This window comes from Streptomyces sp. NPDC016640, from assembly GCF_043076215.1.
GTDB lineage: Bacteria > Actinomycetota > Actinomycetes > Streptomycetales > Streptomycetaceae > Streptomyces.
This window is the reverse complement of record NZ_JBIBRG010000021.1, coordinates 66,860-78,594: the sequence shown is the minus strand read 5'-3', so window position 1 is coordinate 78,594 and position 11,735 is coordinate 66,860. Positions and strand designations below refer to the sequence as shown.

The 11,735-nt window shown below is 75.3% G+C and carries 8 protein-coding genes (1 of these 8 cut by a window edge); 1 reads left to right on the top strand and 7 read right to left on the bottom strand.

Features of this window, described 5'->3' with window-relative positions; translation table 11 throughout:
- Positions 1-32: 32 nt before the first annotated feature.
- Together ACF07S_RS31575 and ACF07S_RS31570 are read right to left on the bottom strand one after the other, a co-directional pair.
- A complete protein-coding gene (locus ACF07S_RS31575) occupies positions 33-1,325 on the bottom strand; it encodes a ricin-type beta-trefoil lectin domain protein (protein WP_391975738.1) in 1,293 nt (430 codons plus the stop codon).
- On the bottom strand, positions 1,322-2,101 hold the full coding sequence (locus ACF07S_RS31570; RefSeq protein ID WP_391966847.1) for a type VII secretion system-associated protein: 780 nt from the start codon (positions 2,099-2,101) through the stop codon (positions 1,322-1,324). The genes ACF07S_RS31575 and ACF07S_RS31570 overlap by 4 nt, the downstream gene beginning before the upstream one ends.
- Positions 2,102-2,644: 543 nt before the next feature.
- On the opposite strand from ACF07S_RS31570, the gene ACF07S_RS31565 reads away from it, so the two are divergent.
- Positions 2,645-3,706, top strand: a complete 1,062-nt coding sequence (locus tag ACF07S_RS31565; protein WP_391975737.1) for a mannose-binding protein — start codon at positions 2,645-2,647, stop codon at positions 3,704-3,706.
- A 226-nt stretch (positions 3,707-3,932) separates the two neighbouring features.
- On the opposite strand, the gene ACF07S_RS31560 is transcribed toward ACF07S_RS31565, so the two are convergent.
- The 5 genes from ACF07S_RS31560 to ACF07S_RS31540 all read right to left on the bottom strand — a co-directional run.
- The gene (locus ACF07S_RS31560) at positions 3,933-5,144 is read right to left on the bottom strand and encodes an MFS transporter (RefSeq protein ID WP_391975736.1); all 1,212 of its coding nucleotides are present in this window, start codon (positions 5,142-5,144) and stop codon (positions 3,933-3,935) included.
- A gap of 125 nt (positions 5,145-5,269) precedes the next feature.
- Positions 5,270-7,357 carry a LamG-like jellyroll fold domain-containing protein gene (locus ACF07S_RS31555; protein ID WP_391975744.1) on the bottom strand — a complete coding sequence of 696 codons (2,088 nt, stop codon included), beginning with the start codon at positions 7,355-7,357 and terminating at the stop codon, positions 5,270-5,272.
- Between the two features lie 417 nt (positions 7,358-7,774).
- A complete protein-coding gene (locus ACF07S_RS31550; protein WP_391966820.1) occupies positions 7,775-8,410 on the bottom strand; it encodes a type VII secretion system-associated protein in 636 nt (211 codons plus the stop codon).
- Positions 8,403-9,134 carry a type VII secretion system-associated protein gene (locus ACF07S_RS31545; protein WP_391975735.1) on the bottom strand — a complete coding sequence of 244 codons (732 nt, stop codon included), beginning with the start codon at positions 9,132-9,134 and terminating at the stop codon, positions 8,403-8,405. The genes ACF07S_RS31550 and ACF07S_RS31545 overlap by 8 nt, the downstream gene beginning before the upstream one ends.
- Positions 9,121-11,735: the end of a lonely Cys domain-containing protein gene (locus ACF07S_RS31540; RefSeq protein WP_391975734.1), read on the bottom strand. 35,599 nt of this gene lie beyond the right edge of the window; only the last 2,615 of its 38,214 coding nucleotides appear in the window; the start codon falls outside the window, past its right edge; the stop codon is at positions 9,121-9,123. The genes ACF07S_RS31545 and ACF07S_RS31540 overlap by 14 nt, the downstream gene beginning before the upstream one ends.

Here is an 11,735-nt window from a genome sequence, read left to right as displayed (position 1 = left end):
GGGAGGGGGCTCCCGGCGGGCGGACGTCCGGTTCAGACGCTCCACTTCTGGTTGTCGGTGCCCAGACAGGTCCACAGGTGCAGCCGGGCCCCGTTGCCCGAATTGTTGTCCTTGATGTCGACGCACTTGCCGACGACGGTGTTGACCAGGTCGTGGGCGTCGTTCAGGACGAACTGCTGGGCGTTGTTGCCGTTGCACCAGGTGATCTGGATGGGGGTGCCGTCGTTGTAGTCCGCGTTGGCCACGTCCAGGCACTTGTCCGCGATGCGGACGGTGCCGTCGGAGGCGAACCGCAGCTTCTGGGCGTCGCTGTTGTTGCAGTCCCACACCCACAGGGCCGCGCCGTCGCCGAAGTTCCCGTCCGGTACGTCGATGCAGCGGCCCGAGAGATGGCTGCGCAGGGAGACCGGGGCGCTGAACGTCACGCCCGGACTCCGCTGTGCGGGCCGGTCGTCCGAGCCGTCGGCCTTCGTGCCGCCGCCCTGCTTCTTCGCCCGGTCCTGCCGCTCGGTGTCCTTCTCCGGCTCCGGCTCGTCCTCGTCCTTGTCCCTGCTGCCCTCGCCCTCGGGCTCGTCCTTCGCCGGGGCGGAGGCGGGCGCTTCGCGCACCGGCCCGCCGGACCCGTCCGGCTCGGCGGACTTCTTCCCGTCGCCGTCCTCGGAGCCGGTGTCGGGCGCGGTCACCGCGAACTCGCCCGGCGCCTCCCGCCCGTTGCCGCCGAGCACGGTTCCCGCGCCGGCCGACGTGGTCCTGGGGTTCTCGCCGTCGTTGCCGCCGAGCACCAGGAACGGCACCGACACCAGCAGCGCCCCCGCGACGGCGGCACCGGCCAGCACCGCCTTGCCCGGCCGTCCCACCGGTCCGCTCCCCGGCTGCGGCCGGTCGATGGCGGTGGCGGTCATGGTCCGTACGAGCGCGGGCAGCCGGCTCTTGGCCGCCGCGGCGGCACCGGGGTCGGCGTCGGCGTCGGATGTGGCGTCGGCTCCGGTGCGGCCGGTGGAGCCGGGGGCGCCCTCGGTGCGGGGCTCGGTTCGGGTTCCGGTGCCTGAGGTGGGGGCCGGGGCGGGAGTTTCGGTGGCTTCGGTGGTTCCGGTGCCGCCGGTGGTTCCGCTCCGTTCGGCCGTCGCCGTGGTCCCGTCGGCTTCCGGGGCGGAACCGGGCGCGGGGTCCGGGTGCGGCCCGGCGGTCACGGCCGCCGTGCCGGACGTGGCGGACCCGCCGGTCGCCTCGGACGCTCCGGTCGTGGCGGGGGACGCCCCGGTCGCGGCCGTCTCCTCGCCGCCGTCGGCGGCGGAGCCGGGGGGTTGCTGGGCCGAGCGCGTCACGGGGTCCTCCCTGCGGAGTGGGGCCGGGGTTCGGGAGAGCTGTCGGTCGTCCGGCCGGCGGCGTGGGCCGCGTCCGGGGGGCCGGTGCGGTCCGCGGGGGCAGCGGAGTCCGCCTCCGCCGTCGGCGCCTCCTCGGCGCCGGGCAGGCTGTCCGCCGGGACGAGCAGGGGAGCCGCGGCACCGGCGTTGACCATCAGCAGGGTGCCCGAACCGCTCAGTGAACGGGCCAGCTCCCGAGCCGGGAGCGTGTCATGCGGAAGTGCCGGGGACATGAACTCGTGTGCCGGTGAGGTGAACAACAGCACCACCGGCGCCCCGTCCCGCCCGGCGGCCGTGAGCGGACCGCCGTCCGGTGCGCGCACCACCGTGACCTCCGCCCCGGCGAGTGCCGCGAGCGCCTCGTCCACCGAGCCGTAGCCGGTGGCGGCCCGCTGCGCGGCCGCGTCCACCGGGTCGGTGGGGTCCGGCCAGCCGAGCACCCGGGCCGAGGGCCGGTACACCGGGTTGGCGCGGTATTCCCCCACGCCCCCGCCCTCGTCCGACCGCCACTCCCCCAGCACCGCCCACTCCGGCGGGGTCCGCTCCTCGGTCCACTCCGGGTCCACGACGCCGATCCAGTGCCCCGGCGCCCGGCGGGCGGCGGCCCGCACGGCCTCGGGTATCCCGGGTGCGCCGTCGTCGGCGCCGGCCGGTTCGGGGGCGGCGGGCGGGCCGGAGCCGTCGGGCACCGCGGGCAGGACGCCGTGCCTGCCCTCCTGCCGTTCTCCGGGCCGCATCTCCACCGCAACTCTTGGGTTCGTACGAGTGCCTGGGGCGCCGTACGACATGCGCACACGCCGACACTGATCAGATCGGGGAGCCAACAGGATGCCACACCGGTCCGGTCCGTAGCGGGCGCGGGTTGACCCGTATCAGGTTCCGGCGTGCCCGTTTGCCGCCCGGTCCGGGCATTTTCCGGGAGCAGTGAGGCGCGAGGGGACAAAGCGGCAGGAGGGCCGGCCGGGGGAAGCGGTCACCCGCCCCCCGGACGGGCTAAGTTGGGTACGCCATCGGACCCGTCGACGTGCAGCGCCTGCCGGCCGGACGTCGAGGCCGGGGCCGTACGGGAAGTCCTCTCGACTCGGAAAGGCGTCGGATCGGCCCGCGGCCGTCACCGCGGGGGGCCACGCGGAAACCGACGAGCGGAACCGGGCCGGACCGGCCCACCCCACCACGGCACTCGCCCCACGCCCGCCGGAGCACCGGGCATGCGTCGGACGCGTCCGCCGGCCGGGCCCCGCCCACCACCGACAGCTCCGCCACCGAGGAGGAGTACCGCAATGTCCCCCCAGCACCAGACCCCCGGCGCGAACGCCGAGGCGGCCGCCGCCCGCGCGGGGGAGGCCGAGCCCCCGCCCGCGTCCGCCGCACCGGACGGGACCACGCCGGGCCCGGCCGCCCCCGCCCCCGAGGCGGAGTCCGGGACGCCCCCGAAGGGGGAGGCCACCGCAGAGGCGGCACCGGACCCCGCCCCGGCCGCCGGAGAGGCCGCCGCCGCACCGGCCGCGTCCTCCGAGCCGGCCGCGTCCTCCGAGCCGGCCGCGCCGGACACCACGGCCCCCGAGGCGTCCCCTCAGGGCATCGCCGTGGCGGCGGCCGTCGGGACGACGCCTCCGGGTGCCGGGACCGGGACCGGCGTCAACCGGGGCCGGCCGCGCAAGCCGGTCCTGGCGGGCGCCGCGATCGCCGGCGCCGTCCTGATCGCGATACCCCTGCTGCTGACCGGGACCGCGCGGGACGACGGCCCCCCGGACGCCCCCAAGGGCCTGGCCGCGGAGGGCGCCGACACCGTCCTGAACCAGAACTCCGCCCCCGCGGCCCTCGACGACTTCGTGGCGGAGAAGCCCAGTTCGTCGCCGGCCAAGGAGAAGCCGAAGAAGATCCAGGCCCCCAAGGTCGTCGCTCCCCCGCCCGCCGCGCCCAAGCCCCAGCCGGAACCGAGCAGGACGGCCGAGAAGAAGCCCGCGCCGAAGCCGAAGCCGAAGCCCAAGCCCGAGCCCAAGGCGACCCCGAAGCCGGCCTGGAGCACCGAGACCGTCTTCGCGACCAGCGTCCTGGAGGTCAACCAGGCCTGGACCACCAACCGCATCCGCATGGTGATGCAGACGGACGGCAACCTCGTCGTCTACAACGAGAGGGGCAACGCCCTCTGGGCGTCCATGACCTTCGGCCGGAACCACCGGGCGATCTTCCAGAACGACGGCAACCTCGTCATCCACAACGGGGACGACCGCCCCATCTGGGGCGCGGGCAGCCACGGCCACGAGGGCGCCCAGCTGGTCCTGCGGGCCGACGCCAAGGTGGTCGTCGTGCACAACGGCGACGTCGTCTGGTCGACCTGACTCCGCGGGGCCCCTCGGTCGCCCCCACACGCCGCGACGCGCGACGGGCCTCCCGCCCGTCGCGCGTCGCCGTGTACGGGAAGGGGGAGGAGAGGGGCGGCGCCTCCTGACCGCCGGTCCGTCTCCCCCACGGGGACGACGGGCCGCCGGGACGGCCGGGATGGCCGGGAGGCCCGGAGCGGCCGGGAGGAGCACCCGACCGGGGCCGGGCGCGTGGCCCCGGCCCTCAGTCGCGCCGGGTTCGCAGCACCCCGGCGAGCAGGATGACGAGGAGTCCGGCCAGGGGCACCACGAGCAGGCCCGTGCGCAGGCCGGCCGCGTCGGCGACGAGGCCGACGACGGGCGGGGAGCACAGGAAGCCCAGACGCATCAGCCAGGAGACGATGGTGAGTCCCGACCCGGGCTTGAGGCCGGGCAGTTCGTCGGCCTCGTGCATCGCCGCGGGCACGAGGGTCGCCACGCCGAAGCCCGCCGCGGCGAAGCCGAGGATCGTCCCCGGCACCGTGGGAACGGCCAGCGCCAGGCCCATGCCGGCCGCGGCGACGACGCCGCCGGCGCGGGCCACCTGCCGCTGCCCGAACCGGTCCACGAGCCGGTCGCCGAACAGGCGGCCGACGAACTGCGCCCCGACCAGGGCGATGAACCCGCAGGCCGCCAGTGTCACCGACGCGTCCAGGGACTCGGAGAGGTACAGCGTGGCCCAGGAGTTGCCCGCGTCCTCGACGAGGGTGCCGGCGGTGGCGATGAGGACGAGCGCGGCCAGCACGTACAGGGTGCGCCGCCGCGGCGCCGCGTCCGGTTCCTGCCGCGGGCCGGGCCCGGTGGTGTCCTCCTCGGCCGCCGGCGGCTCGGCGTCGGGGCCGGGCAGGCAGTGGCGCAGGGCGACACAGGCGGCGATCCCGAACAGCACTCCCGAGACGAGCAGGTGCTGTCCCCGGGACAGGTCCAGCGCGATCGCGCCGGCGGCCATGGCGCCCCCGGTCACGGCGCCGATGGACCAGATGGCGTGGAAGGAGTTGATGATGGAACGCCCGTAGCGGCGCTGCACCCGCAGGCCGTGGGCGTTCTGCGCGACGTCGGTGATCGCGTCCATCGCCCCGGCCAGGAACAGCGCCGCCGCGAACACGGCCACCGAGTCGGCGAGGCCCGCGGCGAGGGCACCGGCCCCCGTGAGCAGGGTGCCGGCCACCGCGACCCGCGCCGACCCCAGCCGCCGGACGAGCACCCCCGCCGCCATGCCGGCCGCGATCGCGCCCGCCGGGAACGCCGCGACGGCCAGCCCGTAGGCGGCGTTCCCGATGCCGAGGTCCGCCTTGATCTGCGGATACCGCGGCAGCAGGTTGGCGAAGAGCGCCCCGTTGGTGAGGAACAGCACGGCGACGGCCGCGCGGGCCCGCCGGTCGCCCCGGGTGGGTCCCCGCAGTACGTCAACAGTCATGCGGGGAGCCTACAGCCGAAGCGTACGGTCGTACACTCCTGCAGCGTACGATCGTACGTTCAGCCGGGGTGTTCCGTGTCACCACGACCGGCGGAAGGCTCGAACCCGGTCGGCTCAGGTGCGGTCTAGCACTCGACGCAGGGGTTCGTCCCCCAGCCCAGGCCGCCGATCCTGTCGTCCCTCAGCGCGCCGGCGTACGCGTGCACCTCGTCCACGTCGCCGTGCAGGTACTCGCCCCAGCCGTCACCGACCTGGGCCCGGCCGACCTGCAACGGCCCGGAGCTGCGCCAGCCGTTCGGAACGGTCCCGGTCGCCCGGTCGTCGGTGTAGCCGTCCAGGAAGAGCTTGACCGTGTCGGTGGCGTCGTCGTAGACGATGGCGAGGCGGTGGCCCGGACCCTCGCCGCCGTCCGCCCCCTCGATCTGGGCGACCACGGTCTCGGCGGCGCCGGCCTCGTCCGTGTGCGGCATGATCAGCTGCCAGAGGTGCTGTGACGGTTCGTAGCGCAGCCTGAAGGCGTCGGTGTGCTCGCCCGCCTGGGACAGCACGGTCATCGGGTGCGCCGGTTCGGCGTCCGCCAGCCGTACGACCACACCGAGGGTGAAGCTGTCACCGGTGTCCACCACCGGGCCCTCGGCGACGGCGTGCCCGCTCTCGCCGTCGAGCCGCAGGTGGCCGTCGCCGACCAGTGCGGGCGGCACGTAGGTGCAGTCGGGGTCGAGATCCGGGATGCAGAAGCTGTCGGAGCCCCGGTAGACCGTCGCCCCGCCGCCGAGCCGCAGCGGTGCTCCGTCCGTCTGCTCCGGGCTGGCGCCGTCCGTCGCGGTCTCCAGCGACCAGTGGCCGCGCAGCTCCGGCGTGCGGTACGCCATCTCGGCGACCTCGTCCGGCACCACGACCCTGTCGTGGACCCGTACGTCGCCGAGGTCGCCGTGCCAGCGCGTCCCGTAGTGGCTGCCGCCGCGGGCGCGGCCGATCTGGAACGCGCCGCTCGCTCCCGCGGGTGCGGCCCCGGCTTCGGTGCCCACCGCACGGCCGTTGACGTACAGCCGCGCCGTGCCGGTCTCCTCGTCGTGGAGCCCCAGCAGATGGGCCCACTCGCCGGTCTCGGGAGCACCGCCCTCCACCCGGGCGTCACCCAGGGCGAACGACCAGAGGGGTCCGGAGTCCCGGTCGGTCAGTCCGAGCCGGAAGGCGGCCGTCTCCCCCGCGTCCTGGCTGGCGACCGTCATCGTCCGGTCGGTCTGCGCGGGGCGCACCCAGGCGCTGACGGCGAAGGTGCCGCCGGTGTCGACGGCCGGGGCGTCCGTGGTCAGGAAACCGTGGCTGCCGCCGTTGAGCGCGGCGGTGGCGGCGACGTCGGCGCCCCTGGGCGCGGGACCGCCGAAGGTCACGCCCGAGCCGGCGCGGGCGGCGGCACCAGCGGTGGCGGCGGCCTCGGCCGACCCCGGCGCGTCGTCGAGCTTCCAGTGGCCGACGGGCCCGCGGCCGCTCTTCACGTAGAACCGGTACGTGGTGGTACCGCTGACGCGCCCCGAGCGGTCGACGGCGCGGACGCTCAGGTAGTCCGGGCCGTCCCCGAGCGGCAGGAACCGGATGGTGGCGGGTCCGCCCGTCGCGTCGGGCCGGGCGGTGCCGTAGGGACCGCCGATGAAGTTGTAGTGGTATTCGACGACGTCCGGTGACGGCGAGTCCATGGTGAAGCCGCCGTACACACCGACGCCGTCCTGGGTCTGCTCCTCCGGGTAGTCGGCGGAGGTGACGACCGCCTTCTCCGGGCTGACGTCGTCGTACACGAACTCGCAGACGGTTCCGTCGCCTTCGGAGCTCCAGGCGGAGACCGCCGTGCCGTCGTTCGCCCGGACGTGCCAGGAGACCACCGTGTCCGCCGGGATGTCCCCCGGCATCCGCCACTGCATCGGCGCGCCCGACGACATGTCGTGGGACGTGAACGTGCGACGCTGCTCGATTCCCGCCGCGTCGGTCCACCACGCCTCGAACTCGCCCCTGACCTCGTTGGCCTCGACGGGGTGGTTGTCCTCCTCCGGGTCGTACAGGACGGCGAACAGCGTCGGCGGCGCCGACACGTACGGCCTGTCGTCACCGGTGGCGCACGGCTTGAACCCCGTCTCCAGGTCCTGCACCAGCGGCTGCTTCGGCGGCAGGTTCTCCGCCGCGTGCGCCGTGCCGGACAGCCCCGCCCCCGCCACCATGGTCACCGCGGCGCAGCACACCGCCGCGAGACGCCCGGCACCGGTTCTTCGTCTTCGAGTCAACTCGTCCCACCCTGTTCGTGGCTGATGCCCGTTGATCACACGAGCCGCATGAAGCTAACAGAGGGGACCGACAGGCTCTGTTCTGCGTCTCCACCGGATGAACGCCGTGCGCCCGGGTGCGAAGGGTCCGGGCTCTCAGGTTCGGGGAACCGTCGCGCACTCGGCCCACACCGTCCTGCCGGGGCCGGGGCGGTCGTCGTTCACGGAGCTGGCGGCCGACTCGGTCGTCCGATTGCACGGTGGGGCGACACCTGCCCTGCCCCACCGAACCCGTCACAGCCACTGGACGTCCGGCGTGGACTGTTTCGCCGCTGCCCTTGCGGCCATGTGCCGTCCGCAACGGACGCCGGGGCCTCAGTCCCCCGGCAGGCGGGTGGCCTCGGTCCGCGGGGTCTCGGCCGCGGATTCCCGGAGTACGTCCGCGAGGCCGTCCGTGGACAGCACCATGCTGACCGGGCCGGAGCTGTTGAGGCAGAGGCTGTGGTCCGGGGGGATGCGGGTGAGCAGGTCCGCGACCGGCAGTTGTTCGAAGCCCAGCGGGCCGGCGGCCTGGAGGTAGCGGGGGCTGGTGTAGACGGGGACCACCGCCGTGCCGTCGGGGGCGGACGCGCTCACCGGCTCGCCGGCCGCCGTGACCAGCACCGCGACCTCGGCCCGGGCCAGGGCGGCGGTGACGTCCTCCGCCGGGCCGTAGCCGGTGGTGGCGAGCTGGATGGCGCGGTCCACGTCGTCGGCGGGCTCGGGCCATCCCATCGCCTCGGGTGAGGGCCGGTACTCCTCGTTGTCCTCCCACTCGACGATCTCGCCCTCGGAGTCGGAGCGCCACTGGCCGACCACGGCCCACTCCGGCGGCGGGCCCTCGCCCTGCCAGGCGGGGTCGGTCAGGTAGAGCCAGTGGTCGGGCGCCAGCCTGGCGGCCTCGAGGAACTCCTCGGGGGGCGCCGGGTCCAGGGGGGCTGCGGCGGTGCTGTCGGCGCCGGGCTCACTCATGGTGTCCTCGCTTGCTGGGGTGGTACGTGTCGGGGCGGGGTGCGGGGCCGTTCGTCGTCTCCTGCGCGCGGGCCCGCAGTTCGTCCGCCGGGACGAGGAGCGACGCCGGTGCGGAGGCGCTGAGGAACAGCACGTCCCGGCCGGGCGGCAGCCGGTCGAGGAGATCGGGGAGCGTCATCATCACATGCGCGGGCAGCCGGTCCGCCGACGCCCGCGGCGACGGCGGGAAGACGGGCACCGCGTACGCGCCGCCGGGTGCCCGGGTCCACGCCGGCTGCCCGTCCTCCGTCACGCACACGGCCACGGAGCCGTCCTGCGCGAGGGCTTCGGCCACGTCGGCGTCCGGACCGTAGCCGGTGGCGGCCAGCTGCACGGCGGCGTCGGCGTCGCTGACCGGCGCGGCCCAGCCGAGCGCGGCGGGCGAGGGCCGGTAGTCCGGGTTGGTCTCCCACTCCACGATCTCGCCGTGCGCGTCGCTGCGCCAGCGGCCGAGCACCGCCCACGGGGGCGGGACCTCGTCGTCCGTCCCGCCCAGCCAGTGCCGGTCGGTCACCGACAGCCAGTGGTCCGGAGCGGAACGGGCCGCGGCGGTGATGTCCGCGGGCGGCACCGGGAATCCGGGCTGGTCGCGGGCGACGGCCGCGGGGGCCGCCGTGCGGGAGGAGGGCGTCGGAGGCGGTGCGGGCGTCGGAGGGCGTGCGGGGGTCTCCTCATCGGCGGCCATCGGCGTCGTTCCCTTCACTCGTTCCGGCGCTCCCGCCGGCTCGTCCCGCTCCCCCGGCCCCCGCGGCCGCCGCTTCCGCGGCCCGGTCGGCCTCCAGCGCGGCCAGCAGGGCCCGGGCGTGCTCGTCCGGGAACAGGCCCTCGCGGGCGACGTGGGTGCGCAGTTCCTCCTCCGTGAGCGGGTGGACGTCCCAGTAACGACCCCAGTTGTTCACGTAGACGGAAGCCGCCGAGCGGTCGAACTCGTCCAGCGCGTGCTGGGCGCCGGTCATCACCTCGTGGAAGCTGTGGTGGCCCACGCCCACCAGCACGCTCGCCAGTCCGGACCTGATCAGGCCGAGGTCCACGGGCACACCGGCGAGCCGGGTCAGCCGCGCCACGTGCGTGATGATCCGGTAGGCGCTGCCGGAGGTGCCGGTGAGCACCAGGCCTCCGGAGTCCTCGGAACGCGCCTGGAAGTCGGCGGCCATCGGCAGGGTGTGGGTCTGTCCGGCGGGCGACCAGAGCAGCACGCCGTCCCGGACCGCGAGGCGCCGTTCGGCCGGGCTGAGCGGGGGCCGGACCTCCCAGGGGCGCAGCGGGGTGCGCACCAGCGCCTCCAGCTCCTCCATCTCCTCTTCCTCGTCCTCGGGGTCCAGTCCCGCCGCGAGGAGCTCGGCGCGCTCGCGCTCGTACCGCCTCATCTGCTCGGTGCGGTGCCGGTCGCGGCGCTCGATGCCGATCACCGGGTGCTGGGGTTCGACACCGCCCATGAGGTACGGGACGAGGTCCCTGGCCACGCCGTTGAACAGGAAGTTCACCCGCTCGCGCAGGTTTCCGGACTCCACCACCCGGGCCAGTTCCTCGAACGAGGTGCCGACGGCGCCGCCGCCCAGACCGCTGTTGCTGCCGAACAGCCGGTAGTCCGTGCGGTTGTGCAGCGCGATCGCCCAGAACGCCCGTACGACCTTGCCGAACTCGGCGTTCACCTGCTCGTGCTCGCCGAGGTGGTCGGCCAGCCGCTGCTCGAAGAGCAGGGCCTCCTGCGCGTAGCGGATGCGGGCCAACACCCAGGGGGGTGCGGGGAGGTCACCGGTCCGCCCGGCGGGCCCGGTCCGGTGCCGGTGGTCCTCCGGCACCGGGGTGTCGTCCCGGTCCGTGGACGGCTCCCGGCGCCGCGCGGGCGACGGCACGGGCGTGGGCCCGTCGTCGGATCCGGAGTCGGAGCCGTCCCGGGAGAGCAGGGGGCGCGGGTCGTCGTCCGGGTCGGAGTCGTCGTCGCGCGACAGGAGCGGGCGAGGATCGTCGTCGGAGTCGTCGTCCCGGGAGAGCAGCGGGCGCGGGTCGTCGTCCGGGCCCGAGTCGTCGTCCAGCGACAGGGCCGGGAAGGATTCCAGGACCGGGCGGGCGGTCCGCTCCGACGGGCCCGCGAAGTCCGCGTCCGTCACGGCCGTCGCGGCGGGGGCGAAGAACGGGTTGGTGACGTACGGTCCGACCGGCGTGCCACCGGCCATCGGCTGCACACCGCGGATGAACCGCCGGTCGATGCCGCCCGGGAACAGCACCTCCTCCTGGTCCGGGAAGGGCGAGGCCAGGCCCAGCGTGGCGTTCACGTCGATGCCGCCGGGGGCCTGGATGTCGTAGCGCCAGCGGTAGCGGCGGAACAGGGCGGGGGCGCCGAGCGGGTTGGCGCGGGCGCTGTCGCGGACGTAGTCGGCGTTCGCGGTCGTGCTCGCGAAGACCGTGTCCGGGACCAGCGAACTGCCGCCGTAGACATGGTCGATGAGGTGCACCATCTCGGGGCCGTACGGCTTGAGCCCCTCGCGGAAGACCCGTTCGGGCCCGTCGGGGCTGAAGCGGTACAGCGGGCCGTCGTGGTCGCGCCACAGCGCGTCGGGGAGCGTGGCGCCGGCCAGTGCGGCCGGGTCCGCGGCGACGGTGGCCGGGTCGACCGGCGGTGTCGCGCTGACCGGTCCGGTGGCGGGCCAGGTGACCGGTACGGGCGGGGAGTCCGGGTCGGACGGGTCCTGCGGACGCGTCGCCAGGCGGGACGACGCGACGAGTCCGCGGCCGGGCAGGTACCAGTCCCAGGACGGGCCCTCGGAGTACAGCCGTCCGTCCATGTCCGTGACGCCGCCGGCGGAGGGGCCGTCGGCGGTGTACTCGCCGCGCAGTCCGAGCGAGGGGATCTCGGCCGCGAACACGTGGAAGGCCGCATCGTCCTGGCCGAAGCCCCACACCGTGTGCCGGTCGCCGGCGGCGACGACCGGGAAGTCACTCAGCGTGTCCGCGAACCGGCGGTCGAACTGCCCGTCGGCCGAGTAGGGCAGGGCCACTGCGGCGGCCGGTGTGCCGGTGGTCGCCTGCCATTCGGCGTCGTCCCGCGGTTCGGTCGGGTCGGCGGGCGGCAGGGCCGGGCGGGCCCGGTGCCAGGTGCCGGACCGGGGCCCGGCCGGCGTGCTCGCGGGCAGGGCCGTCACGAGGCCCGGCCGCGTCGGGTCGCCCTCGGACGCCGTGAGCGGGCCGTCGTACGTCCATACGGTCCGGTCGTTGCGCAGGGAGAAGTCCTGCTGGGCGCTCCACCGGCCGGCGCCGTCGCCGGACGCCAGCAGGACGAGCGGCC

Excerpts from the sequence above, each read along its gene's own strand:
- ACF07S_RS31570 (WP_391966847.1), bottom strand. The coding sequence starts at position 2,101 with ATGCGGCCCGGAGAACGGCAGGAGGGCAGGCACGGCGTCCTGCCCGCG.
- ACF07S_RS31565 (WP_391975737.1), top strand. The coding sequence starts at position 2,645 with ATGTCCCCCCAGCACCAGACCCCCGGCGCGAACGCCGAGGCGGCCGCC.
- ACF07S_RS31560 (WP_391975736.1), bottom strand. The coding sequence starts at position 5,144 with ATGACTGTTGACGTACTGCGGGGACCCACCCGGGGCGACCGGCGGGCC.
- ACF07S_RS31555 (WP_391975744.1), bottom strand. The coding sequence starts at position 7,357 with ATGGTGGCGGGGGCGGGGCTGTCCGGCACGGCGCACGCGGCGGAGAAC.
- ACF07S_RS31550 (WP_391966820.1), bottom strand. The coding sequence starts at position 8,410 with ATGAGTGAGCCCGGCGCCGACAGCACCGCCGCAGCCCCCCTGGACCCG.
- ACF07S_RS31545 (WP_391975735.1), bottom strand. The coding sequence starts at position 9,134 with ATGGCCGCCGATGAGGAGACCCCCGCACGCCCTCCGACGCCCGCACCG.